A 25,498-nucleotide genomic window follows, 5' to 3' on the forward strand; every position below is an offset into this window, starting at 1 on the left:
TTGTTTGTATACTATTTAAAAGAGCTTAGGAATTTCACAGTGCGTTTATCAGAGTTAAAGGTAAAGCAGACGGCCATTATCCGCCAGATTATCCGGCAGGATGAGGGGGGCGAGTCACACAATGACTTGGTGGCCAGCCGTCTGGAAACATTGGGGTTTGTGCCGGGCACGCGCGTTCAGGTCATTACCAAAGGTGTTTTTGGCGGGGACCCGATTCTGATTCAGGTCGGTTTTACCCGTTTTGCCTTACGCAAAAATGAAGCAGAGAAAATTGAAATTGAAGATGGAGTCACTACATGAGTGATGCCTTACGTATTGCCCTTGTAGGGAATCCTAACTGCGGTAAAACCTCATTATTCAACCATTTAACTGGTACACGCCAGAAAGTTGCCAACTATGCCGGCGTAACGGTCGAACGTAAAGTCGGTCATTTTAATTTACCTTCAGGCAAGCCGGTACGGGTGCTGGATTTACCTGGCACTTATAGCTTGAATGCTGCCAGCCCGGACGAAGCCATTACCCGTGATGTGGTACAGGGCAAACTGGCAGAAGAAGGCCAGCAGGATGCTTTCCTGTGCGTGGTTGATGCCACCAATCTGAAGCTGCATCTGGGTTTGGTACTGGAAATGATTGAACTGGGTCGTCCAATGTTGCTGGTGCTGAACATGATGGACGAAGCGCGTCGTCGTGGCATGCAGATCAACACCCAGAAACTGTCTGAGCGCCTCGGTGTGCCGGTGGTAGAAACCGTGGCCGTGCGCCGTTCCGGGATTGAAAACCTGATGAATGCGCTGGATCAGGGTAAATATGCGCTGCCACATACCGAATTGACCGGTCTGAAAGGCGATGCCCATCAGAAGGTCGAAACCCTGCTGAATGATGTGGTGCAATACGTCGATCAGGAAGATAAACGTTCCGATTTCCTCGATAAGGTGTTCCTGCATCCGGTGCTGGGTCTGGTCAGTCTGGCGGTCATGATGTTTATCATTTTCCAGGCGGTCTTTGCCTGGGCAGCCCCATTTATGGACGGGATTGAAACCTTCTTTGGCTGGCTGGGTGAAGTGATTGGTGGCAGTATTGCTCATCCTTTACTGAACAGTCTGGTGGTGGACGGGATTATTGCCGGTGCCGGTGGTGTGGTGGTGTTCCTGCCGCAAATTCTGATTCTGTTCTTCTTTATTCTGGTTCTGGAAGAATCGGGTTATTTACCGCGTGCCGCATTCTTGCTGGATAAACTGATGTTTAAAGCCGGTTTAAGTGGCCGTGCCTTTATTCCGTTATTGTCCAGCTTTGCCTGCGCGATTCCGGGGATTATGGCAACGCGCAGTATCAGCGACCCGCGTGACCGTTTAACCACTATTTTTGTGGCACCGCTGATGACCTGTTCCGCGCGTTTACCGGTGTATGCGCTGTTAATTGCCGCCTTTATTCCGGAACAAACGGTATGGGGCCTGTTTAACCTGCAGGGTCTGGTGCTGTTTGCGCTGTATATGGCTGGTATTTTAAGTGCGCTAGGCGTGTCTTTTGTGCTGAAGTTTTTCCAGAAAGACAAATCCGATCACATGCTGTTGATGGAACTGCCAAGTTACCGTTTCCCGGACATCAAAAACGTCTGGATTGGGTTGCTGGATCGCGCCCTAATCTTCCTGAAACGGGTCGGTGGCATCATCTTTGCCCTGTCGATTCTGCTCTGGTTCCTGTGTACCTTCCCGCAGCCGCCAGAAGGCGCGACCATGCCGGCGATTGATTATACCTTTGCCGGGATGCTGGGCCATATCATGCAGCCAATTTTTGCCCCACTGGGCTTTAACTGGCAGATCTGTATTGCCTTGATTCCAGCAATGGCAGCCCGTGAAGTGGTGGTGGCTGCACTGGGTACCATTTACGCCCTGTCAGGGGATGAAGATGCCATGGCCGATGGTCTGGCCAGCATCATCAGCAGCGGTGGTGACTTGGGCTGGTCATTGGCGACCGGTTTATCGCTACTGGTCTGGTTTATTTATGCGCCGCACTGTCTGGCGACGCTGGCCACGGTACGCCGTGAAACGGCATCGTGGAAAACAGTGGGCTTTATGACCGTGTATCTGTTTGGTCTAGCCTATTTGATGTCATTCCTGACCTATCAGATAGCATCCAACCTGTTGGCTTAAGCCGAAACAAAAAAAGGAGACTGAAATGATTGAAGTATTGATTGTGGCGGTATTGGTGATGTGGAGCACGCTGGTGGTCTTCAAAAAGGTATTCCCGAAGACTTCAAATTCAGTCTTTCTGAAGTTGTCGGATGCCTGTACGGCAAAAGGCTGGCACACGCTGGGCAAATGGTTCAGGCCGAAAATGGCTGCCGGTTGTGGCGGTGGCTGTGATTGTCCGGTGTCGGAGCAGGCCAGCAAGAAAACTGAAGTACAAGGGGTCAAGTGGAAGTAAGCCCTTGAGCATCAAAAAAGCCGTCATCTCTATGACGGCTTTTTTACGCACTGACACAAAATTTTTTCCAGAAACTGCAAACAGAAAAAGCATTCAAAACCCCAAAGTGCTAACATTTCCGCAGTTTAAAATCCAAATCATTGATGGAGCTCAAATGTTAATACAACGCGGTGGATTAAAAGTTGTGGCAGGTCTTGGCATTTCAGGTGTTGCAGCAGTCAACTTCTTGCATGATCAGGGCTACCGCGTTGCCGTAACAGACTCTCGAGCGACACCCCCCGGCTATGACCAGATTCCGGCCGAGGTTCAGACCAGTTTTGGCCAGTTTGACCAGGAACTGCTGTTGTCTGCTGAAGAAATTATCATCAGTCCGGGGCTTGATCCAAAACTGCCAGAAATTCAGACGGCAATAGCGCAGGGCATTCCGGTGGTCAGTGAAATCCAGATTTTGCGCCGTGCCACTGACAAGCCAATTGTGGCCATTACCGGTTCCAATGCCAAAAGTACCGTAACCACACTAATTGGCCTGATGGCTGCCGATGCTGGCAAGAAGGTCGCGGTTGGGGGTAATCTGGGCCGTCCGGCGCTGGATTTAACCAAAGATGATCCGGAGCTGTATATTCTGGAACTTTCCAGCTTTCAGTTAGAAACCACCTCAAACCTGAATGCTGAAGTGGCGGTGGTGCTGAACATGAGTGAAGACCATCTGGACCGTCATGGTGACATGCTCGGTTATCACACCGCCAAACACCGTATTTTTCAGGGCGTGAAACAGGTGGTGTATAACCGTGATGATGCACTGACCCGTCCACTGGTGCCAGATACCACCCCTATGCAGAGCTTTGGCCTGAACGCACCAGATATCAACCAGTTTGGTATTTTAAAAGAAACAGATGGCACCATTTGGCTGGCGCGTGGCCGTGAACGTCTGCTGAAAAGCAGCGACATGTATATTCAGGGTACGCATAATATTGCCAATGCCTTGGCCTGTCTGGCGCTGGGTGAAGCGATTGGCCTGCCGATGGACAGCATGCTGAACACCTTAAAAAGCTTTAAAGGTCTGGAGCATCGCTGTGAATTCGTCAAAGAGGTCGCAGGCGTGCGTTATTATAACGACTCCAAAGGCACCAATATTGGTGCCACCCTTGCGGCACTGGAAGGCTTGGGTGCAGCAATTCAGCCGTATGGTGGTCAGGTGGCCATTATTTTAGGCGGGCAGGGCAAAGGCCAGGACTTTAAGGCACTGCGTCAGGCGCTCAGTCAATACGCCAAACTGGCAGTGTTGATTGGTGAAGATGCCGCGCTGATTGAAGCGGCGGTACAGGGCACTACCACGCTGCTCCATGCCGACAGTCTGCAACAGGCGGTCACACTGTGCCAGCAGCATACCCAGCCGCAGGATGTCGTGTTATTGTCACCTGCATGTGCAAGTTTTGATATGTTCTCGGGCTATCCGGAACGTGGTCGTCAGTTCGTGGCTTATGTCAACGAACTTGGTCAAGAATAATAAGGATTTGGGATATGGCTGGCTTTGCTCAGACAACGATCAATAAAATCAATCAGGTCTATGAGCGCTGGTTACCGCGGTTACCGGCCGAAGTGAATGTACGCAATGTGCTCATTTTTAGCGTATTGGCCTTGCTCTGTATCGGCTCGATTATGGTGGCGTCTGCCTCAATGCCCTATGCCGAGCGTATGCATGAAAATGCCTTCCATTATGTACTGCGGCATGGTATTTCAATTGCGGTAGCGCTAATTGCCGCCTATACCGTGTATAAAGTTCCCTTAAACCTCTGGTTCAATAACACCTTCTTTTTATGGATTATTACCATTGCCTTGCTGATTGCAGTACTGGTGGTCGGTACCGAAGTCAATGGTTCCAAACGCTGGATTCGGGTGGCCGGGTTTACCTTGCAGGCTTCAGAAGTGGCCAAGGTGATGATGGCGATTTTTACCGCCGACTACGTGGTACGTCGTGCCGAAGAAGTGCGTAATAATATTAAAGGTCTGGTACGGCTGGCAGTGATTATGGCGGCGACTGTGGGCCTGATTACGGCAGAACCGGATTTGGGTGCGACTGTGGTGATTGCGTTGACCATGCTCGGGGTGTTCTTCCTGGCCGGTGCACCACTGATTCAGTTCGGGATTGCCTTGGGTGCGATGCTGGGTGCGTTTACCTTCCTGGTGGTGTTTGAGCCCTACCGTTTTGAACGTTTAATGTCTTTCTCTAACCCGTGGAATGATCCGCTCGGGGCCGGTTATCAGCTGTCAAATGCCTTAATGGCTTTTGGCCGGGGTGAATGGGCCGGGGTGGGGTTGGGGCATAGTATCCAGAAAATGTCCTATCTGCCGGAAGCGCATACCGACTTTATGCTGGCCGTTTTAGGCGAAGAATTTGGCTTTTTTGGTATCCTGGTGGTGCTGAGCCTGTCTTTCACTATGCTGGTCTGCTGTATTCGCATTGGTCATCGTGCCTTGCGACATCAGTATTTACGTGCTGGTTATCTGGCCTATGGCATCAGCATCATCTTCCTGTTACAGATTCTGGTGAATGCCGGTATGAATATGGGCATGTTGCCGACTAAAGGGCTGACCCTGCCATTTATCAGTTATGGTGGTTCATCGCTAATTATGTGTGCGGTGATGGTTAGTCTGATTCTGAAAATTGAAAGTACTACCCAGCAGACCAATCCAAGCCGTGAGGAATCAAGCTTCTAGATTGCTCTGCTGAAATGGATCTGGCTGAGCATGGTGCAACACTGTGCTTGGCATTTCCGTTTTACAGTTCAGACATTTGACAAAGCTGCCTTTGGCTTTGGATAGCGGAATTAAAGGAATAAAAAATAAGGAAAAATAATTGCGCTGCTGCTTCAGTTCATAGCTGGTGCGGGTGCGACAGACCGGACAGACAAACTGGTTTTTCTCCAGCACTTTGGTTTTTGGACCAATCCCGAAAATAAAAAACATAGTAATCCCATCTTGCAGTTATTTTTTTCTAGATTAGCGCAAATTGTGTAGTTATGCGTAGCTGCCCTGTAGCTGAGTTGTATGTGGAATGGCGTCAATTGACCACTGGGCAATGGCTTGCTGCAGCATACGTGCCGGGGTGTCTAAAACTACCGGGGGTTGGTGCAAAGCCGTGAGCACCTGTTGTAATAGCAGAGGAGCCTGATTTAAATCCAGCGGCTGGGCCAGGTTCTGCTTGGAGAGTTTTTGCCCCTGATCATTCATGGCCAGCGGCAAATGCAGATAGCGCAGTTCCGGATAGCCCAGCACCCGCCCAAGCCAGATCTGTCGTTCGGTATTGTCCAAGAGGTCTGCGCCGCGGACGACATCGGTAATGCCTTGCAGATAGTCATCGACCACCACGGCCAGCTGATAGTTAATAATCCCGTCACGGCGTTTTAAGACAAAATCCCCCAGATCTTGTTGCAGGTTGGAGCAATGCCGGCCCTGCAAGCGGTCTTCAAAGCAGATGTCTGTATCGGTCACTTTCAGGCGGATGGCCTGCTGTGCAAAGGGGAGTTGCAGATTGCGGCAGGTGCCAGCATAAATATGATTGGAACCGAGCATTTTACGCGTGCACTGACAGGCATAGACCCAGCCTTGCTCGGCGAGTTGCTCAAGAACGTCTTCGTAAATAGCCAAACGGTCTTTTTGAAACAGAATCTCGCCATCCGGCTCGAACTGAAAGGCATCTAAAGAACGCAGGATATGCGCTTCACTGCCGGGATAAATACGGGGAATGTCAGTGTCTTCAATACGGACCAGCCAGCGCCCATGCTGGGCCTTGGCATCGCAATAACTGGCCACCGCGGTAATGAGGGAACCAAAATGCAAAGGGCCGGTTGGCGATGGCGCAAACCGGCCCACGTAATTCTCTTCAGCTTTCCCTCCCTTTATCAAAGGGAGGAGCAGGGAGGGATTACGAATAGACATGCTTAACCGTTATTTTGCTTCTCTTTGATTTCTGCCAAAGTTTTGCAGTCAATACACAAAGTCGCAGTTGGACGCGCTTCTAAACGGCGTAAACCAATTTCGATTCCGCAGGTTTCACAGAAACCGTAGTCATCGTTTTTAATGGCTTCAATGGATTGTTCAATTTTACGGATCAGTTTGCGTTCACGGTCACGGGTACGTAACTCGATGGCAAACTCTTCTTCCTGAGTGGCGCGGTCGTTTACGTCAGGCAATGCAGTATTTTCATCTTGCATTGTGTTTAGCGTACGATCAACTTCAGACATCAGCTCGGCTTTCCAGGCCAAGAGAATCTGACGGAAGTGCTCAAGCTGGCCCTCAGACATATATTCTTCATTTTTTTTCGGCTGATAAGGCTCAATACCAAATAAGCTAGCAGTAGAACCACCTTCTGACGCCTTTGGCTTTGTCTTACGCACGCGCTTTGTAGATTTTTCCTCTACAACATCTGTTTGTTCGTCCAAGACTTGATTTGGGTTGTCATTCGCCATGTAGGGCATTCCTCATCATATACGTATTATCTATACGCAAAAAATATGGTGATATGCAAGTGTTTTTATCCACTCCCAAGGAGAAGATTATCCCTTCGGGGGTCGTCATCATATAGACTTTTTATGTATATTGATAGTCTTTGATGTTTGGATTTCGTCGTATCACGTTTTCCTTCGCAGCCATAACTTAAAGCAAAAAGATTAAAATGAAAAGTTAATAACCTGAAATTTCATTATTTATTTGACCGACCAAATTTTCAACACGATGCACCTGTGTGTCGAACTCGCCATTGTCCTTTAAATGCAAGACCCGATAGCCCGGTGCTTCCTGTCCCAGGGCAAAATCATCACTGTGTGGTTTAAACTGCACTGAAGTCGAAGGCGTTGAATAAAAAGGAATATTGTTCCAGATGTTCAGTGAATCCTGATGCACGTGGCCAAATAAAACCGCTTTAATATTCTGGTGCTTGACCATCACTTCAGTCAGATCTGCGGTATTTTTCAGTTTATGCTGATCGACCCAATGTGACTGCATGGCAAAAGGATGATGATGACAGGCCAGAATCACATGCTGGCCGGCATGTTCGGTTAACAGCTGGTCCAGTTGCGCGAGCTGGGAGGGTTCAATCCGGCCATCAATCTGATTCTTGACCGCACTGTTCAGCAGCATGATGGTCCAGCGACCCAAATGAATGGCATGTACCCGGTTTTGCTGCTGGTGAAACGGAAAATACTCCACCTCATCATGATTGCCCGGAATCTGATAAAACGGAATATTCAGGCGGTGCATAAATGCCAGATAGCGCGCATAGGTCGCCGGCACTGGCACCTGTGCCAGATCCCCGGTATGAACAATGGCATCCAGCTCAGGATAACGTTGCTGAATATCACGCATGATGCCATGAAAGCTGTGTTCCGGATTCATCTGCACAAATTTAAGGTCTTCCTGATCCATTAAATGTGTGTCTGAAATCTGGACGATGGTCCAGCTTTGTGTATTTTTGCTTATAAAAGTCATGCCTGACCCCTTAGACATTCCTTATGGTTTAATTTGTTGTTGTAACCATTGCAGGGCGATGATCAGCGGCGCATTCCTGAGCCGACCATTGGCCAATAAGATCGGTAAGTGCTCATACTCAAAAATATGCAATTGAATATTTTCGCCTTCCTCACTAAGACCAAACACACCGCCTTGTTCAGGCAAATTTACTTTCGCACTATATAAATGAAAGATTTCCGCACAAGCTCCTGCAGAAGGATAGAAGGTAAACAGATGCTGCAGTTCTTCAACTTCGCAGCCTGATTCTTCTAGGGTTTCACGGCGAATGCAGTTTTCCGGTGATTCATCACCATCGAGTACGCCCGCAATGACTTCGAGTTGCCAGGGAGAATCCTGATCATCCATTGCCCCAATACGAAATTGTTCTATTAATGCAAATTTATGTTTTTTTTCATCATATAACAATACACCGGCTGCCTCCGGGCGTTGAATCAACTCCCGATGAATGACCGGTGTATAGTGGTTTTGATTAAACAGGCGATGGCTCAGACTGACTTTTTCAACCTGAATAAAGCCACGAAACAAGAATTCACGCTGTTGAATGCGCAGTTCATTTCGACCATAGGTCGCCTGTTTAAGTATTTCCATAAAACATCATACGGATGAAGAACATCAGTTTTCATCCTAACTGAGATTAAATGGAACACAAACTCTTTTTCGATAGCTTAGACGTCGTGGTACAATTTTTGACCAGTCTGCTGATAGGTCTCCTTCATGGCTTTGAGACCTTCCGCAACCTCTGTATCACTTTGCATGGCTTCTTTAGCAAGATTCTGATTTTGCGCATAATCTCTCACATTTTGGGTGATTTTCATGGAGCAGAATTTCGGTCCACACATCGAACAGAAGTGCGCTGATTTGTGTGCTTCTTTCGGCAAGGTTTCATCATGCATACTGCGCGCCGTATCCGGGTCCAGACTCAGGTTAAACTGATCTTCCCAGCGGAATTCAAAGCGGGCTTTGGACAGGGCATTGTCACGCGCCTGCGCACCCGGATGACCTTTGGCCAGATCGGCGGCATGTGCAGCAATCTTGTAGGTGATAATACCGTCTTTAACATCTTTCTTGTTCGGCAGACCTAAATGCTCTTTTGGCGTCACGTAGCACAGCATGGCCGTGCCATACCAGCCAATCATAGCGGCCCCAATGGCCGAGGTAATATGGTCATAGCCCGGTGCAATATCGGTGGTTAGCGGACCAAGGGTATAGAACGGCGCCTCTTTGCAGACTTCCAGTTGCAGATCCATATTTTCCTTGATCATATGCATTGGCACATGACCCGGGCCTTCAATCATCACCTGTACATCATGTTCCCAGGCGCGATGCGTTAACTCGCCCAGGGTACGAAGTTCGCTGAATTGTGCTTCATCATTGGCATCCTGAATACAGCCCGGACGCAGGCCATCGCCCAGACTGAAGGAAACGTCATAGGCTTTCATGATTTCGCAGATTTCATCGAAGTGGGTATACAGGAAGTTTTCTTCATGATGCGCCAGACACCACTGTGCCATGATTGAACCACCACGTGACACAATACCGGTGAGGCGGTTGGCGGTCAGCGGTACATAACGCAGCAGTACCCCAGCATGAATGGTGAAGTAGTCCACACCTTGTTCGGCCTGTTCAATCAGGGTGTCTTTAAAGATTTCCCAGGTCAGGTCTTCTGCCACGCCGTTGACTTTTTCCAGGGCCTGATAAATGGGCACGGTACCAATTGGCACGGGTGAGTTACGGATAATCCATTCGCGGGTTTCATGAATATTTTTCCCGGTCGATAAATCCATGATGGTGTCGGCGCCCCAGCGGGTGGCCCAGGTCATTTTTGCCACTTCTTCGGCAATGTCGGAACCCAGTGCCGAGTTACCAATATTGGCATTAATTTTCACCAGGAAATTACGGCCAATAATCATCGGCTCAATTTCAGGGTGGTTAATGTTGGCGGGAATAATGGCGCGGCCGGCAGCGACTTCCTGACGTACAAATTCCGGGGTAATTTCACGCAGGTTTTGTGCACCAAAGTTTTGTCCCGGATGCTGGCGCATATCGACGCCTTGCTGTTGGCGCAGGTTTTCACGGATGGCGATGTATTCCATTTCCGGGGTAATAATGCCCTGTTTGGCATAGTGCATTTGGGTCACGTTATGCCCGCGTTTGGCCCGGCGCGGTTTCTGGATATGGGCAAAACGGATGTCGGCAGTGCGGATGTCACGCAGGCGTTCCTGACCGAATTTAGAACTGAGCTGATCCAGAATTTCTGTATCGTTACGCTCTTCAATCCAGCGTTCACGCACATTCGGTAAACCCTGGTTCAGATCAATATTGACTTCCGGGTCGGTGTAAACGCCAGAGGTGTCATAGACCATTACCGGCGGATTGTGTTCACCGCCTAAACTGGTTGGGGTCTCGGTCAGTTCAATCTGGCGCATCGGGACACGGATATCCTCACGTGAGCCCTGGATATAGACTTTGCTCGAAGCGGGTAAAATACGGGTGAGGTCTTTGGCATCTTGCTCGTGTTGAGCAGAAATAGCCTCGGAAGAAAGATTCGTTAATTGGTTCATACCATGATCCTTATGAAGAGCATCAACGAATCAAGCACGACCAAAACGAAACGGATTTATCCTGAATAATAAATCGAAACTTAAGGTTTAGTTGCGCTTGATTCCTACGCAGGTGTTAACCTGATCAGGTTCAACGGTACTTGTGCTTAATCATCTATACGGTTAGACAATTACACAATCTCAGCGAGGATTTACTCGCGCTCCGTCAAGCTGCTTAAATCTTAACAGGTTGGCTTAAAAAGGCCAGTGATAAAACTGCCAAATTGGTGGGTGGCTTAGTTATTCTGATAAGGCATACAGACCGCATCGCTAAAACAGTCACGGGTCGGACTTAAGCCGTTTAGCGGTAAATCCAGATAATGGGACAGCTGCTTTAGCGCCAGGGTGTTGGCACGTTCATTGTTTTGTTCCTGTGCGGTCAGGCTGACTGGAATACGGTTACGCCGTTCCTGTGGCGACATCTGTACAAAGCTGCGGAATTTACGCGCCTGATCTGCCAGTCGCGACTGCTCCAGCTTGGCCAGCTTTTCAATTTCATACCAGACACTGGGCTGAATCGCATATTCTGCTTCATAGCTGTCTGAAACCGGGGTATTTAAGGTGCCTTTAAACAGGAACATACGATAGACCTGATCCAGATAACGCGCATCACGGATATAATTGCTGTCAGGATAGTTTTTGACATAATCTTCCCAGAACAGGGCGCGACGCACCACTTCCTGGGCATCAATGGTCAGGCCGCCATCACGAATCGGACGCTGCATATTCTGTTCGGCCAGATTTTCAATAAAAATCCGTTCGGCATCGGGCAGATAAGGCGCAAAAATACGAGCCAGGTACTGCGGATTACGCCGATAGACCAGTTGCCCTTCACCGGCATCATACAGGTCGACATAGGCCTGACCTTTGTGTTTCAGCAGATACTGGTCGCGTAAGGCAAACTGTTCGAAATGGCTTTGCTGAATGGTGGGATGCTGGGCCAGATCAAAGGCATACTGATCAAAAGCGGTCTGCTGCTGGGCGGTACGTTCGACTTTCAGAAAATTCTGGTACATCTGGGCAGACAGTTCCAGCAGATGCTGCTGGTCGGGGAAATCCATTAGTGGCAAACAGACTTTTAAATCCTGGTTAATCTGTTCCAGGGCAAAGGTGGTGCGCTGCTGGTTAATCTCGCGCATTTCCTGTTCAATACCGCGGCAGATCGACTTTAAATCGACCGCCTGTTCAGCCACAGCCTGCTTCGGCTTCTGTTCAATGACCACAGGAGGTTCTGGCCTTTGACACGCGGTCAAAACCATTGCAGAACATAAACTGAGCAGTAAAGTACGCCAGCGGGGAGAAATAAGCTTCACGATAACCCAATTAAAAAAGCAGCAAAAAAATAACAAGTGCGGAATGTATGGCGCTATTGTAACGAGCTTCGGGCCGGTGAATTGTAGCGTTGTGCTGAAGTTTGGTTACATGGCTGTGAGTGCGCTCCTGGCTCAACTCAACTGGACAGCTTGCTGCTTGAGTTAAAGCGGTAAAATATAAAAAAATAATCAAAAACATACGAAAAAAATGCGATAAATCGCTACTATGGAGCAAATTGAGTCAATGCTTGACTGAGACATGGCCATTTTGGCGAGATGAGTTAAACGAATAAAATGAAGAAAAAAATATGTGTATTGGGCCTGCTGTTGTTTAGCCCTTGGGCGCAAGCCTTGGATCTGGTCGAGGCCTATGAGCGTGCCAAAGCCACCGACCCGAACTGGCAGGCCAATCTGTTGCAATATGAAGCCGATCAACTGAATTTAGGCATTGCCAAAGGCAATTTGCTGCCGACCGTGACTGTGTCTGGCAATATCACCCGGCGCAGTCAGGACGCCAATACTGCGACAATTCCAGGTTCTCCAGTCAGCTCTGAAAGCCTGTCACCTTCAGCAACCACCACCCGTCAGGTGAGTGTCACCGCACGCCAGCCTTTATTTCGCTGGGATGCCTGGGAAGGCCTAAAACAGGTCAAAACCTCACTCAGTCTCAGTGAAGTCACCTTAAGACTGCAAAAGCAGGAGCATATCTTAAATGTGGCCGAGGCCTATTTTAATGTGCTACGTCAGCAGTCTTTAACCACCGCCTATTTACAGGAAGAGCAGGCACTGCTGGAACAGCTGAACATGATGAATGCCAAGCTGCGCGAGGGACTGGTCGCGCGCAGTGATGTCAGCGAAGCCGAGGCGCAATATCAAAATGCCAAGGCCAACCGGATTGCTACCCATGTGCAGCTGGTGCTGGCACAGGAACAACTGGCGCAGCTGATCGGGCCATATCGTGAAAATCTGGCGGTACTGCGAGATGACTTTCAGTTCCAAAAGCCTGATCCGGCCAGTTTAGAGGCATGGACCGAGCTGGCACAAAGTCAGAACCTGTCCATTTTGCAGGCCCGCTTGCAGCAGCGTTATGCCGAAGACCAGAAACGGGTGGAGCAGGCCGCGCGTTATCCGCAAATTGAAGCGGTCGGTACTTATGGCTATAACAAGCAGACGCCACAAAGCCCGATTTCTCAGAATGGCCAGTTTGATCAGGTCGGCATTGAAATGAACTGGAATGTATTTACTGGCGGGCGTACCCAGCGCAATATCCAGAAAGCAGCGGTGAATGTCGATAAAGCCGAAGCCGAGCTGGATGCGGCGATCCGTAAAGCCAATACCGATGTAAAAAGTGCCTATTTGCAGGTGGAAACCGATCAGTCCAAATTACAGGCACGACAGGCGGCCATGCAATCGGCAGAACTGGTATCGCGCGCATCGCGTGCCCAATATAATGAAGGCCTAAAAACCATGGTCGATGTCCTGCTGGCCCAGCGTAATGCTTTTTCGGCCAAGCAGGACTATTTGAATGCCAAATATGATTATCTGATTAATATACTTCGCCTCAGGGCGTCGGTGGGGCAACTCAGTGAAAAAGATCTGGCCGAGATGAACTTGTGGTTAATAGAAAAACCTTAAATTTCAATAAAATAAAATGATGCAATCGGGCACTTGTTTAAATTGTCATAAAAGCTTAATGTTTAATGTGATTTAATAATCAATGATCAAATAAGTCCGTTATTACTGCATTGGAGTACATCTCTTGAGTCCAAATAATCCTGTGTTAAATCACCATATTTCTTCTCAATTTAATGAAGATCTACAGGATGTCAATACAAAATTCATGACCATGGGTGGCTTGGTAGAACAGCAGGTGGCCAATGCGATTCATGCATTGCTGGACACAGATGCCGCGATGGCAATAGAGGTGCAATTTCAGGACAATGCGGTGAACCGTCTGGAAACTGAAATTGATGAAGCATTAACCCTGATTTTGGCGCGCCGTCATCCTGCAGCAATTGACCTGCGCATGGTGATTGCCATGAGCAAGGCCAATACCGACCTGGAACGTATTGGTGATGAAGCGGCTAAAATTGCCCGGATTGCACAAAGCTTGTGTGAAGAAGGTGGCTCGCCGCGCGGTTATATGGAAACCCGTCATATTGGCAACCAGGTGCGAGTCATGATTCATGATGCGCTGGATGCTTTTGCCCGTTTAGATGTCGATCAGGCTTTACGCGTACTGCTGGCCGATGCCGATATCGACCGTGAATACCAGTCGGCCACCCGGACTTTAATGACCTATATGATTGAAGATCCACGTCATATTTCCCGCGTCATCAATGTAATGTGGGTACTGCGTTCCCTAGAGCGGATTGGTGACCATGCGCGTAATATTTCCGAGCAAGTGATTTATATGGTCAAAGGTCTGGATGTGCGTCATACCAGCATGGAAGAAATTGAACAGAAAGTTCAAGAACGCTAAGTTTGAATACCAGAAACAGCCTGAAATAATTTTCAGGCCTTTTTTATGGATTACGCATAAAATGGATAAAAAAAATCCCAGATTTTGGGGGAAATCTGAGATCGAAATCGGGGATATTTATATCTATTATAAGAGATGCTTCCATCTCCTTGATTGTTATTATAGGAAGATGGTGGGCGGAAATCTTTAAGCTTATTGTAGTCTAATGTTGAGTTTTATGAACAAATGTATCGGCCAGTTACAATACCAATCGGTTAAATAGGTTAATTTTAATCTAAATTATAAACCCCTGATTTTGGTGAAGTAAAACTTTATAGTTGTCCAGATATACCTGTCAATTCAATAAAAACCAATCACCTTAAGCTCACTATAAACAGGGAGCTTGCGGCTGGAAAACAACAGAGTTCATCTACTTTTTCTGTGCCAAGCCTGAAATGGGTGAATGAAGAGGAATTCATTTTTTTATCGATGAAATTTTTTTGGATTAAAGGCTAAAAGCATCTTCCGAGATAAAACCCTATGTGCAGTGGTTGATCTTGGGTTTGGATAGAGTAAAAGAAAAGCTCCATTTCTGGAGCCTTTCAAATTTAAGCCTACGCGCTTCGCTTGTCTTACGTAATTTTTACAACCGTGCATAAAAAAATCCCCAAAAAATGGAGATTCTTTTTGCATGAAAGTCTACGCGGACTTCGCCCTTGTCTTGCGTAAAACTTAAAGCAGCGCTTTCTTTTTTACTCGAAGCACAGCTTCTCGTCTTGCGGCGTGGCGGAGCAGTATCGAGTATAAAAAAGGAGCCTCTTCAGACTCCTTTGAGACATTTGAAACTACGCGCTTCGCTTGTCTTACGTAATTTTTACAACCGTGCATAAAAAAGAATCCCCAAAAATGGAGATTCTTTTTGCATGAAAGCCTACGCGGACTTCGTCCTTGTCTTGCGTAAAACTTAAAGCAGCGCTTTAAGTTTTACTCAGGCTTTAGCCCTTCGGCTTTTTCTAAGGTTTCGTCATTATTGAAGAATTTTTCGCGCTGTTCTTCCAGAAACTTTTTCGCATCTGCTTCAAACACGTTTAAACGCTTTTCATTGATCAGCGTGGTCTGATGTTTCAGCCATTCGTTCCAGGCCTGTTTAGACACGGTATCAAATAATTCCTGACCTTTGGCACCCGGGAACGGGGCAAAGTCCAAGCCTTCCATTTCTTGTTGATACTTACGGCAAAATACTTGTCGAGACATATCCATACTCCGAATTTAAGATTAAGCGTAAAGTTGCTCTAAACGGGCGTGGGCGCGTTCAATCGCAGCAGCGACTTGTGCCGGAGCAGTCCCCCCAATATGGTTACGTGCATTCACTGAAGCTTCCAGAGTCAGGGCTTTTTCAAATACATCGGCCTGAATCAGGTCAGAGAACTGCTGCAGCTGTTCCAGGGTCAGTTCAGACAGGTCTTTGCCTTCCTGTACGCCCAGTGCTACCGCTTTACCAACAATTTCATGGGCATCACGGAAAGCAACGCCATTTTTCACCAGGTAATCCGCAAGGTCGGTTGCAGTAGAGAAACCACGCAGCGCCGCTTCACGCATTTCTGCAATGTTAGGCACCAATGCCGGAATCATGTCAGCAAACGCCATCAGTGAACCACGTACAGTATCAATTGCATCAAACAGAGGCTCTTTGTCTTCCTGGTTGTCTTTGTTATAGGCCAGTGGTTGACCTTTCATCAGGGTCAACAGGCTCATTAAGTCGCCATAGACACGGCCGGTTTTACCGCGAACCAGTTCAGGGACATCCGGGTTTTTCTTTTGCGGCATGATTGATGAGCCGGTACAGAAACGGTCAGGAATATTCACAAATTTAAACTGGGCTGAGGTCCACAGAATCAGTTCTTCCGACATACGTGACAGGTGCATCATGATTAACGATGCCGCAGCGTTAAATTCAATCCCGAAATCACGGTCAGATACTGCATCTAAAGAGTTTTCAGCCACGGCATCAAAGCCCAGTAATTCTGCGGTATAGGCGCGGTCGATTGGATAGGTTGTACCTGCCAGTGCAGCTGAACCGAGTGGCATACGGTTCACACGTTTACGGCAGTCAATTAAGCGCTCAGAGTCACGTACCAGCATTTCAAACCAGGCCATAAGGTGGTGACCAAAAGTCACAGGTTGAGCAGTTTGTAAATGGGTGAAGCCCGGCATAATCGTGTCAGTGTTTTTTTCCGCCAGGCTTAGAATACCAGTTTGTAGTTTTTTCAATAATTCTAAAATGGCATCAATTTCATCACGCACATACAGACGGATATCGGTCGCCACCTGGTCGTTACGGCTACGGCCGGTGTGCAGTTTTTTACCGGTAATGCCAATACGCTGGGTCAGGCGTGATTCGATGTTCATGTGCACATCTTCAAGGTCAATACGCCATTCAAACTGACCCGCTTCAATTTCGGCTTTAATGGTGTTTAAGCCGTTGATGATGTCGTCACGTTCCTGTGCAGTCAGCACGCCAACTTTGGCCAACATGGTTGCATGGGCGATTGAGCCGGCAATATCTTGTTTATAAAAGCGTTGGTCAAATTGGACAGATGCTGTAAATTCAGCAACAAATGCGTCAGTAGCTTCAGAGAAACGACCGCCCCACATACCCGAAGTCTGGGTTTGTGACGGATTTGAGGAATTAGAAGATGTGGTCATGTCGGCTCAATAGAATAAAAAGCAGTAATTTGAAAACGAGTATAACAAATTCGGAATCACTTGCCGAAGGGCAGGTGAGATCATCTTTTGCAGATACGGCTGATGAAAAAAATTACAGTTATTTTTTTACGAAAATAGGGCGTTGGCAACATCTAATTGAATTATTTATTGCCAGCAATGTATTGGCCATGGTGCTGGCACTGGCTGAAGCGCAGGGCTGGCAGGCATTAACCGGCTCAAGGCTGCTGCAATATGTGCTGTATATTAACTGGGTGCTGCTGGCCTTTACTGCCTTTATTGAATATTTTCAAAGACGTTTGGGCCGGATGAGTCTGGGCTTTTCGCTCGGTTTTGGTTTTTTATTGCTACAGCTAATTGTACTGGTGACCACTTTAAGCCTGAATCTGCTGACGCATTTTGGCCAGAATTTTCATCTGCGTGACTTGACTGCAGCCGAGCTGGGGGGCGGGCTGGATTTGCATTTAAGTTATGGCATCTTGCTGGGAGCATTCTGTTTTCGCTATTTATATTTGCGCGAACAGAATTATCTGCGCGAGCAAAGTGCTCTAAAGGCCAAGGTGCATGCCTTGCAAGCGCGTATCCATCCGCATTTTTTATTCAACAGTTTAAATAATGTCATTAGCCTGATTGCGATTGATCCTGAAAAAGCCGAGCAGATGCTGCTCAATCTGTCACGTCTGTTTCGTGCCAGTTTACAGGAAGTCAAGCTGGTCAAGCTGCAGGAAGAAGTTGAATTATGCCAGCGTTATCTGGAGATTGAGCAGATTCGTCTGGGTGAACGCTTGCAGGTGGAATGGAAAATTGAACAGCCGCAACTGCTCAGTCAGGTACAAATTCCCTTATTAACTTTACAACCTTTACTGGAAAATAGTATTTTTCATGGTGTTGAAAAAATATCCAGACCGAGTACCATTAGCGTATTGGTAGAAATTTTGGAAAATCAAGTCAATATCGTCATTACAAACCCTTACGTAAACGCTAAAATGAATTTACGACAAGGACATGGTATTGCAATTCAAAATGTGCAACAGCGTCTACGCGCCTTTTATGGAAGAAAGGTGGTCTTTCAAACGTATGCAGGGGAGGGCATGTATACCACCGTGGTACAGTATCCATATAAATAAAAAAAAATTCACGTTAAGCTATAAAAATAAATGATTTAACGTAAAGGAGGGATAAATGGATGTTCTGATCTGTGATGATGAACCTCTTGCAACTGAGCGTTTGGCCCGCTTGGTGACTCAACTTGGACATCAGGTGGTGGCAACCGCCAGTCATGGTGAGCAGGCCATTGAGCTAGCAGATGAACATCAGCCAGATGTCGTGTTATTAGATATTCAGATGCCAGAAATGGATGGACTAAGCTGCGCCCAGCATTTGCGCGAGCTTGACCCCATGCCGGCAATTGTCTTTTGTACCGCCTATGATGAGCATGCACTTGATGCATTTAAATCGCAGGCAGAAGGGTATTTATTAAAACCGGTCATGCAACAGGAATTGCAGCAGGTTTTAGATCACTTAACCAAACTCACGCAAGCCCAGCTGAGTCACATAAAACAAAAAGAAAATATGGAAGAATTGAATATAAAACGCCACCAGATCACGGCGAAAACTTATCGTGGTGTTGAACTGGTGCCTGTAGAAAATATTTATTATTTTTTAGCAGATCAAAAATATGTCACCGTGCGCCATAAAAATGGCAGCGTGCTGATTGACGAAACCTTAAAAGACCTGGAGCATGAATTTGCCGATCAGTTTATTCGGATTCATCGCAATGCACTGGTCTCGATTCATTATCTTGAAGGACTGGAAGTGATTAATACCGGTCAATATCAGGTGCGTTGTCGTGAACTGGAAGAACGTCTGGCAGTAAGCCGTCGTCATTTACCGACCTTAAGAGAACGTATTCAGAAACTGTAAGCACCGGCTGAAATGGCTTTTTCGCCATCTCAGGGTGCAAATTGACTTGCATTTTCAAGCGATCAGGTTAAGTTTAAGGGAATTCTTTTATTTGCTTTCACTGACATGATGAACACCCTGAAAATTGCAACTCGACAAAGCCCGCTGGCATTATGGCAGGCGGAACACATTCGTGCGCGTTTAGAAGCCTTACATGCCGGTCTAAACGTGGAGTTGGTCACCTTTGTGACCCAGGGTGATAAAATTCTCGATACCCCCTTAGCCAAAATTGGGGGCAAGGGACTGTTTGTCAAAGAATTAGAAGCAGCTTTGCTAGATGGTCGTGCTGACCTTGCTGTGCATTCCATGAAAGATGTGCCAATGGCGCTACCAGAAGGCTTAAGCCTGGCGGTGATTTGCGAGCGTGAAGATCCGCTGGATGCCTTTGTGTCCAATACTTATGCCAGCTTTCAGGACTTGCCGCAGGGTGCCAAAGTCGGAACGTCCAGTTTGCGCCGTAAATGCCAGATTTTAAAAGCACGCCCTGACCTGGAGATTATTGATTTGCGCGGTAACGTTGGTACCCGTCTGTCCAAGCTGGATGCAGGTCAATATGATGCGATTATTCTGGCCAGTGCCGGCCTGAAGCGTTTGGGCCTTAGTGAGCGGATTCGTCATACGCTCGCGCCTGAAGTGAGTTTGCCGGCCGTGGGTCAGGGCGCTTTGGGGCTGGAATGCCGGACTAATGATCAGGCCGTACTCGAGCTGATTTTGCCGTTGATGGATGATGAAACCAATGTCTGTGTACGCGCAGAACGTGCGTTTAATGCTTATCTGGAAGGTGGCTGTCAGGTGCCGATTGCCGGTTATGCCACTTTAAAAGATGGCCAGCTGTCGATGGAAGGCCGGGTGGGCAGTGTCGATGGCCAGACCTTGTTAAGCGCACAGCTCAGTGCCGCACCCGAGCAGGCCGAACAGCTGGGTGAACAACTGGCACAGAACCTGTTGGCACAAGGGGCAGGTGAGCTGCTAAAAGCCTTATATTAAGATGCTGTTTATTAATACCCGCCCGGCCGATCGTGCCTGTACCTTGTCACAGGCTTTAAGGCAACAGGCCTGGTCGGTGATTGAACTGCCTCTGCTGGAATTACAGGCCCGTCCCTGGTCCGATGCATTGGCACAGCTGTACCAGCAATTACTGCAGGCGCAGCGGATTGTGGTGGTCAGCCCGACCGCGGTACACATCGGGATGGAGTATCTGGCGCAAAGCGGTATTCATCTCGATCAATTACAACATTTACAGTGGATTGCGGTTGGTGAAAAAACGGCGCAGGTACTGGCAGAATACGGAATTTCGAGCGCCGTGCCGGAGGTTGAAACCTCGGAAGGGATGCTGGAACTGCCTTTATTAAAATCCCTGGCGGCCGGTTCATGTATTGCCTTCTGGCGCGGTGAAGGTGGACGTCAGTTTATGATGGACAGCCTGCAACAGGCCGGAATGCAGATTCTGAATTTTATTTTATATCAGCGTCAGTGTCCGGCCGCGTCGATTCAGCAGATGCCCGCGCTATTGCCACAACTGCAGCAGCACCGGGACTATTGGATGCTGATTAGCAGTGAGGCCAGCTGGTTAAACTGGTTGCGGCTGAGTCAAGCGCAAAAAGAATTATTGAACCGGGGACGTTATCTGGTGCTGGGTGACCGCCTGGAAGCGCTGTTGATGGATTATCAACAACAGCATCACACCCGTTTTCAACTGATCAAGTTGACGAATTTAAAAACAGAAACAATACTGCAGCAGATTGAGCTTAAATCAGGACACGCATGAAGAAGCTACTTATTTTATTATTGATCATCGGCTTGGCCTGGATGTTAAAGCTGAGCTATGACGTATTTAAAATAACGGCGCAGCAGTCCGAATTGTCTCAGAGTATGCATCAGGCGGAAAAAAGTCGCGCCAATCTCAATGACCAGCTGGTGGCTTTACAGCGCCAGAGTAATAATCCTTCTCCATCTGTATCTTCAAGTGCGCCTGCAACTGATACTACGGTGCAGATCAACCAGACCACGATCACGCCGCAGCAGATGCTTCAACAGCAGCTGGAACTGATCGAATTTGCCTTAAAGCAAGCGCAATATCCGTATGCACTGGAAAAGCTGGCAGCACTGGATGTTCAGCTGAATCAGTGGGCTTTGTCACCAGCACTGGCTGAAAGCCTGCATCAAACCCTAAGCAAAGACCGGCAGCTGATCCAGCAATTTGCGGCACAGCGCAGTGCCCAGCAGCAGCAGGTCACTCAGGCTCTACAGCAGCTGGATCAGCTGTTGCGTCAGGAAATCCAGCAGCCACAACTGCAGCCGGCGCAAGAGGCCAATCCGGCCTTCTGGCATAAGTGGTTGAAACTGGAAGCCGCCGAGCAGCCAGCGACTGTACTTAGTCAGCGTCAATTGCTGTTAAAAGAAGCGCAGTTGCGTTTATTACTGGCACGTCAGTTATTAGGACAAGGCCAATATCTGAATTATCAGCAGGAGCTGACTGAAATTTTTCATCTGTTACAGCTGCTGCCGGATCGGGGGGCGCAGCAGTTAAGCGCTGAATTGGCGGAAATTCAGAGCCTGACCGTGATTCCTGTGCCGGTGCTGACCAGCCGCACCTTATTGGATGAATGATCATGAAGCAGATTGTTCTGGCCTATGTTTTGGTCACGTTAGTGCTGGTGGCCTTGCTCAGTGTATTCAGTTATGGCTATGGCGCGGGCTATGTTTACCTGTATTGGCGTGACTGGCAGCTACAGACCAATATCTGGGTGCTTTTAATTTTATTGATGCTGATCAGTCTGGTGGTGCAGCTGATCTGGGCGATGCTAAAGCGTTATTTAAGCCGTGAACAGCGTAAGCAGGCAGCGGTGTTTGATTTCCAGCATTTACATCCTTATGAGCAAATGGCAGTAATCTGGCTGCTGGATGCCGCGCGTGAGCAGGACGCCTTTATCCGTCAGGTATTTAACCAGTCTGGTTTATTAAAAGCCGTGATTCATTCACGCCTATCGCTGATGCAGCAGGATTATCCGGTGGCTTTGCAGATGTTAAACCAGAGCAAGGCCATGGCCTTTGAGCTGGCCGAGTTGCAGCGTATTGAAATTTATCTGGCGCAGCAGCAACCGGAAAAAGCCCTGACCCATCTGGAATTTTTAAATGGCCATCAACTGTCGCCGTGGCTCAAAGATGTTAAACAAGCCTATGAACAGCGCTTAACCGCACTGTGGGGAGAGTTTGCGCTGCAGTATCCATGGTTATATTTGCGTGCGACCCAATATGGGCATTTAGGGCTGGACAGCAAGCAGTTATGGCTTGAGCAAATCTTGCAGCATTTTGAGCAGGCCACACCGGAAGCATTGCAGGATTTAAAACAGCGTTATTGCAATCTGTCAGGGCAGATATTTACCCAGCCGTATGCGATTAAAGTGCTGTGGTTAAAAGTGCTGGTACGCTTAAGCGATATGGGAGAGCAGCAGGAGCATCTGGCGGTGCATTTACTGTCTGAACAGTTTCATCAGGATGTGTTCTATTTATGGTTCCAGCAGCAGCTGTTAAAACCGGTACCGGATTATCTCAAGATTGAAGATTATCTGAATCAGTGGGAACAGCAATATCCTGCTTTACCGGTATTGAGTTTTGCCAAATGGCATATATTGGAAGCTACCGGTCGTCATGACGATGCAGCACAGCTTCTGGATTTATATCCGGAACATATTTTAATGAACTATTTAAGAATTAAATCGGCATTAAAAGATCAACCGCATTTACAGCAGCAGTTAAATCTGGTGTTTGAAAATAATAGTCATTTCATGAAAATTAAAATCTAGGTAAAGTCGCATGCAATTAACCGATTATCCAGTAATTCATCAACAAGTGGTGGCATGGGGCGATATGGATGCGCTCGGTCATGTCAATAATGTGATGTATTACCGCTATATTGAAAGTGCCCGCATTCATTATATGGATCAGATCAGAATGATGCAGCAATCCTTTTCGACGGTAGTGGCATCAAATCAGTGCAAATATATGCGTCCGGTATTTTATCCGGATACCTTAAAAATAGGTGTACGGGTTGAGGAAATCCGAAATAGTGCTTTTCGCATGCATTATATATTATGGAGCGAGCAGCAACAGGCTGTAGTCGCGAGTGCAGAAGCCATCATGGTTTGTGTGAATTCTGAAAGTATGCAGAAAATGCCATTACCCGAGTCGATTCGGCAGCATATTTTGGCTTTGGAAAATAGTGTGGGGCATTATCTGGATTAATTTTAATCCCGAATAAATAGATTATTTATCTCTGTTAATAATTGTTTTTCATTTCAAATAATGATTGAAACTTAATTCAGATAAAAATATGATGTATTAATGCAATTGAAGTAAATTAATATAAAAGCATACTTGTGGAGTAAATATGATGCCCGATATTAGTAATTTGTCTGTAGAACAATTAAAGCGCTTGCAGGAAGAAGCGGAAGCATTAATTGCATCAAAAAAGGACCAGGCAGTTGAAGATGCATATAATCAGATTTTGGCAATTGCTGAAAATGCGGGTTTAAGCATTGAACAGATTCTTGAGTTTGGTGCGTCTAAACGTAAAAAGAATGTACGTAAATCGGTAGAGCCGCGTTATCGTAATAAAACCAATGCCAATGAAACCTGGACAGGTCGTGGTAAGCAACCGCGCTGGTTAGTGGCAGAACTGGAAAAAGGTGCCAAGCTTGAAGACTTCTTGATCTAAACTTCATCAGATTGTCATCTAAGCGCACTAGAGTGTCGAAACCAAGCAGAACTGCTTGGTTTTTTTATGTGTATCCGTTGGTGTTGTAAAAAAAGTGTGCATAATGTGTGCATGAAAATAACAATTTGTTCATGAATGCATTAGATAGGTTGGTCGTGGTGGAATGATAAAGAAACCGAGATACATCACGTGGTGGATTTTCGCCATCATTGCTTTTTTAATTTTTGTGTTATTACAGATTCCTGCAGCTTGGTTAATTTCAAAGTTTTATAAAAACAATCAGAGTTTACATAATGTCAGTGGCAACATCTGGCAGGGGCAGGCAGATTGGCACAAGGGACAGTTGCGTGGCAGCTTAAGCTGGAATACGCGTCCTTTAGACCTGTTATTGCTGAAAGTGGCAGCCGATGTTGAAATCCATAGTGGTCATACCGAACTAAAAGGCGTGATGGGTTACCGTTTTGGGACCTTCATGCTGAACGCTGTACACGGCCGTGTTGCGCCAGAAACTCTAAAAACCCTGGTCGACTGGCAATGGCCGACCAATCCGATTCAATTACAAAATATCGATCTGAACTATAGCAAGCAGCAAGGGTTTGCCCAGGCACAGGGCCAGCTCAACTGGGCCGGCGGGGAGCTGGTGTATCAGTTTGCCCAGCGTCAAGAGCGCATGACCGTACCAACGCTGAAAGGCACGCTGTCAGATGAAAGCGGAAAACTGAAAATTGATGTGCGTGATGCACGTGACCAGAAAATGATAAACCTGAGTCTGGATCAGGAGATGATGCTGGATGTGCAGCTGACCCAGCGTTTATTGATGCATGTTCCTTCTTATGAAGGCAAGGCTGGTGCCGATACCTATGTAATCAGTACCCGCCAGCCGCTGTTCAAGGGAGGCTTCTGATGCAGAAAATCTGGGAACAGCTGCAGACTCTCCAGCTGAAACAGGCCGATCGTGTCGCACCGTTATTGCTGGCGCTGCTGATTCTGTATTTATGCTGGAAGCTGGCCAGTCTGTTCTGGCTATTACTGGCGCCGCCTCAAGCGATGCAACTGGATCGGGTCGAACTGGGTTCGCAGCAGCTGCGTGTACCGAATATCAGCAGTTTTGCCTTGTTTCATGAAGCGAGCCAGCGTACGCAGGCCGAAGACAATCTGAACCTTCAATTACAAGGCGTGATGGTCGGTTATCCCAACCAGTTTTCTTCTGCCGTGCTCAAAGTCAATGAGGTGGCAGAGCGCTATCGCGTCGGCGATGTGATTGAAGGCAGTGGTTATCAGTTGGCTGAAGTGTACTGGGATCGGGTGGTTTTGCGTCATAGCAGTGGCGCCACCCGTGAGATAGAGTTTAAAGGCATTGAAAACGGGCTGAATCAGCCGATTGTGCCGACACAAAGCCCAGCTGCACCCAACAGAAATCCGGCACCGGCAACAACTGCGCAAAATGCGATTGGTCAGGCAGTGCAAAAGATTCAGCAAGACCGGGAACGCTATTTACAGGATATGGGCGTGAATAGTGGCAATGGTCAGGGCTATGAAATTACCGCACGGACACCGGCGGCACTCAGAAGCAGATTGGGATTACAACCAGGCGACCGGATTTTATCCTTAAATGGTCAGACTGTCGGACAAGGGCAAAATGAAGCCCAATTGCTGGAACAGGCAAGACAGGAGGGTCAGGTCAGACTGGAAGTTCAGCGTGGTGACCAGGTCATCACGGTACAACAAGATTTTAAGTGACGGATTTGTCACCTTATAGGGTTAGGAA

26 protein-coding genes and 1 riboswitch are annotated in these 25,498 nt (G+C 47.6%); of the genes, 17 read left to right on the top strand and 9 right to left on the bottom strand.

What is annotated here, in order from left to right; translation table 11 throughout:
• Positions 1-39 precede the first annotated feature (39 nt).
• From GA693_RS13490 to ftsW, 5 genes are all read left to right on the top strand, one after another.
• Positions 40-300, top strand: a complete 261-nt coding sequence (locus GA693_RS13490; protein WP_005181588.1) for a FeoA family protein — start codon at positions 40-42, stop codon at positions 298-300.
• On the top strand, positions 297-2,150 hold the full coding sequence (gene feoB, locus GA693_RS13495; RefSeq protein ID WP_160241701.1) for a ferrous iron transporter B: 1,854 nt from the start codon (positions 297-299) through the stop codon (positions 2,148-2,150). The genes GA693_RS13490 and feoB overlap by 4 nt, the downstream gene beginning before the upstream one ends.
• Positions 2,151-2,175: 25 nt before the next feature.
• Positions 2,176-2,424: a DUF6587 family protein gene (locus GA693_RS13500; protein WP_016659699.1), complete on the top strand. Its 249-nt coding sequence runs from the start codon at positions 2,176-2,178 to the stop codon at positions 2,422-2,424.
• A 154-nt stretch (positions 2,425-2,578) separates the two neighbouring features.
• Complete coding sequence (gene murD, locus GA693_RS13505) at positions 2,579-3,931, top strand: UDP-N-acetylmuramoyl-L-alanine--D-glutamate ligase (RefSeq protein WP_160241700.1); 1,353 nt, start codon at positions 2,579-2,581, stop codon at positions 3,929-3,931.
• A 14-nt stretch (positions 3,932-3,945) separates the two neighbouring features.
• Entirely contained in the window at positions 3,946-5,142 is a 1,197-nt protein-coding gene (gene ftsW / locus GA693_RS13510) for a putative lipid II flippase FtsW (RefSeq protein WP_160241699.1), read from the top strand.
• Here the strand turns inward: ftsW and GA693_RS13515 are convergent.
• From GA693_RS13515 to GA693_RS13545, 7 genes are all read right to left on the bottom strand, one after another.
• Complete coding sequence (locus GA693_RS13515; RefSeq protein WP_005181597.1) at positions 5,131-5,391, bottom strand: zinc-ribbon domain-containing protein; 261 nt, start codon at positions 5,389-5,391, stop codon at positions 5,131-5,133. The genes ftsW and GA693_RS13515 overlap by 12 nt on opposite strands.
• 51 nt (positions 5,392-5,442) lie before the next feature.
• Positions 5,443-6,363 (bottom strand): tRNA glutamyl-Q(34) synthetase GluQRS, encoded by a 921-nt coding sequence (gene gluQRS, locus GA693_RS13520; protein ID WP_160241698.1) that lies wholly within the window; start codon positions 6,361-6,363, stop codon positions 5,443-5,445.
• A 2-nt stretch (positions 6,364-6,365) separates the two neighbouring features.
• Complete coding sequence (gene dksA / locus GA693_RS13525) at positions 6,366-6,893, bottom strand: RNA polymerase-binding protein DksA (protein ID WP_160241697.1); 528 nt, start codon at positions 6,891-6,893, stop codon at positions 6,366-6,368.
• A 214-nt stretch (positions 6,894-7,107) separates the two neighbouring features.
• Entirely contained in the window at positions 7,108-7,911 is an 804-nt protein-coding gene (locus GA693_RS13530; RefSeq protein WP_104989208.1) for a metallophosphoesterase, read from the bottom strand.
• Positions 7,912-7,932: 21 nt separating this feature from the next.
• Positions 7,933-8,541 carry an NUDIX domain-containing protein gene (locus GA693_RS13535; protein ID WP_160241696.1) on the bottom strand — a complete coding sequence of 203 codons (609 nt, stop codon included), beginning with the start codon at positions 8,539-8,541 and terminating at the stop codon, positions 7,933-7,935.
• A 77-nt stretch (positions 8,542-8,618) separates the two neighbouring features.
• Positions 8,619-10,514: a phosphomethylpyrimidine synthase ThiC gene (gene thiC, locus GA693_RS13540; RefSeq protein ID WP_005181616.1), complete on the bottom strand. Its 1,896-nt coding sequence runs from the start codon at positions 10,512-10,514 to the stop codon at positions 8,619-8,621.
• A gap of 84 nt (positions 10,515-10,598) precedes the next feature.
• Positions 10,599-10,729: riboswitch (TPP riboswitch) on the bottom strand.
• Between the two features lie 60 nt (positions 10,730-10,789).
• Positions 10,790-11,812 carry a hypothetical protein gene (locus GA693_RS13545; protein WP_171526572.1) on the bottom strand — a complete coding sequence of 341 codons (1,023 nt, stop codon included), beginning with the start codon at positions 11,810-11,812 and terminating at the stop codon, positions 10,790-10,792.
• A gap of 348 nt (positions 11,813-12,160) precedes the next feature.
• Here GA693_RS13545 and abuO point away from each other — a divergent pair, with 348 nt between their 5' ends.
• Positions 12,161-13,501, top strand: a complete 1,341-nt coding sequence (gene abuO, locus GA693_RS13550) for a multidrug efflux outer membrane protein AbuO (RefSeq protein ID WP_160241695.1) — start codon at positions 12,161-12,163, stop codon at positions 13,499-13,501.
• 124 nt (positions 13,502-13,625) lie between these two features.
• A complete protein-coding gene (phoU, locus tag GA693_RS13555; RefSeq protein ID WP_005181619.1) occupies positions 13,626-14,348 on the top strand; it encodes a phosphate signaling complex protein PhoU in 723 nt (240 codons plus the stop codon).
• A gap of 963 nt (positions 14,349-15,311) precedes the next feature.
• Here the strand turns inward: phoU and GA693_RS13560 are convergent.
• Positions 15,312-15,581, bottom strand: coding sequence for an oxidative damage protection protein (locus GA693_RS13560; protein WP_005181625.1), 270 nt, complete (start codon positions 15,579-15,581; stop codon positions 15,312-15,314).
• 21 nt (positions 15,582-15,602) lie between these two features.
• Positions 15,603-17,033: an argininosuccinate lyase gene (gene argH / locus GA693_RS13565; RefSeq protein WP_171457075.1), complete on the bottom strand. Its 1,431-nt coding sequence runs from the start codon at positions 17,031-17,033 to the stop codon at positions 15,603-15,605.
• On the opposite strand from argH, the gene GA693_RS13570 reads away from it, so the two are divergent.
• The 10 genes from GA693_RS13570 to GA693_RS13615 all read left to right on the top strand — a co-directional run bounded on the left by GA693_RS13570 (position 17,024) and on the right by GA693_RS13615 (position 25,470).
• On the top strand, positions 17,024-18,178 hold the full coding sequence (locus tag GA693_RS13570) for a sensor histidine kinase (RefSeq protein WP_104989206.1): 1,155 nt from the start codon (positions 17,024-17,026) through the stop codon (positions 18,176-18,178). The two genes, argH and GA693_RS13570, sit on opposite strands and share 10 nt — an antisense overlap.
• Positions 18,179-18,233: 55 nt before the next feature.
• Positions 18,234-18,974, top strand: coding sequence for a LytR/AlgR family response regulator transcription factor (locus GA693_RS13575; RefSeq protein ID WP_005181633.1), 741 nt, complete (start codon positions 18,234-18,236; stop codon positions 18,972-18,974).
• 108 nt (positions 18,975-19,082) lie between these two features.
• A complete protein-coding gene (gene hemC / locus GA693_RS13580; RefSeq protein ID WP_034598116.1) occupies positions 19,083-20,000 on the top strand; it encodes a hydroxymethylbilane synthase in 918 nt (305 codons plus the stop codon).
• A gap of 1 nt (position 20,001) precedes the next feature.
• A complete protein-coding gene (locus GA693_RS13585; protein WP_160241694.1) occupies positions 20,002-20,781 on the top strand; it encodes a uroporphyrinogen-III synthase in 780 nt (259 codons plus the stop codon).
• Positions 20,778-21,623, top strand: a complete 846-nt coding sequence (locus GA693_RS13590) for a hypothetical protein (RefSeq protein ID WP_160241693.1) — start codon at positions 20,778-20,780, stop codon at positions 21,621-21,623. The genes GA693_RS13585 and GA693_RS13590 overlap by 4 nt, the downstream gene beginning before the upstream one ends.
• Positions 21,624-21,625: 2 nt before the next feature.
• A complete protein-coding gene (locus tag GA693_RS13595) occupies positions 21,626-22,819 on the top strand; it encodes a heme biosynthesis protein HemY (RefSeq protein ID WP_127799618.1) in 1,194 nt (397 codons plus the stop codon).
• Between the two features lie 10 nt (positions 22,820-22,829).
• Positions 22,830-23,258: an acyl-CoA thioesterase gene (locus GA693_RS13600; protein WP_005181644.1), complete on the top strand. Its 429-nt coding sequence runs from the start codon at positions 22,830-22,832 to the stop codon at positions 23,256-23,258.
• Positions 23,259-23,403: 145 nt separating this feature from the next.
• Positions 23,404-23,730: an H-NS histone family protein gene (locus GA693_RS13605; RefSeq protein ID WP_075167809.1), complete on the top strand. Its 327-nt coding sequence runs from the start codon at positions 23,404-23,406 to the stop codon at positions 23,728-23,730.
• Positions 23,731-23,893: 163 nt separating this feature from the next.
• A complete protein-coding gene (gene gspN, locus GA693_RS13610) occupies positions 23,894-24,634 on the top strand; it encodes a type II secretion system protein N (protein ID WP_104473370.1) in 741 nt (246 codons plus the stop codon).
• Positions 24,634-25,470: a type II secretion system protein N gene (locus GA693_RS13615; RefSeq protein ID WP_160241692.1), complete on the top strand. Its 837-nt coding sequence runs from the start codon at positions 24,634-24,636 to the stop codon at positions 25,468-25,470. The genes gspN and GA693_RS13615 overlap by 1 nt, the downstream gene beginning before the upstream one ends.
• The last annotated feature ends 28 nt before the right edge of the window (positions 25,471-25,498 follow it).

The organism is Acinetobacter indicus (assembly GCF_009914475.1).
In the GTDB taxonomy this organism is placed as follows: Bacteria; Pseudomonadota; Gammaproteobacteria; order Pseudomonadales; family Moraxellaceae; genus Acinetobacter; species Acinetobacter indicus.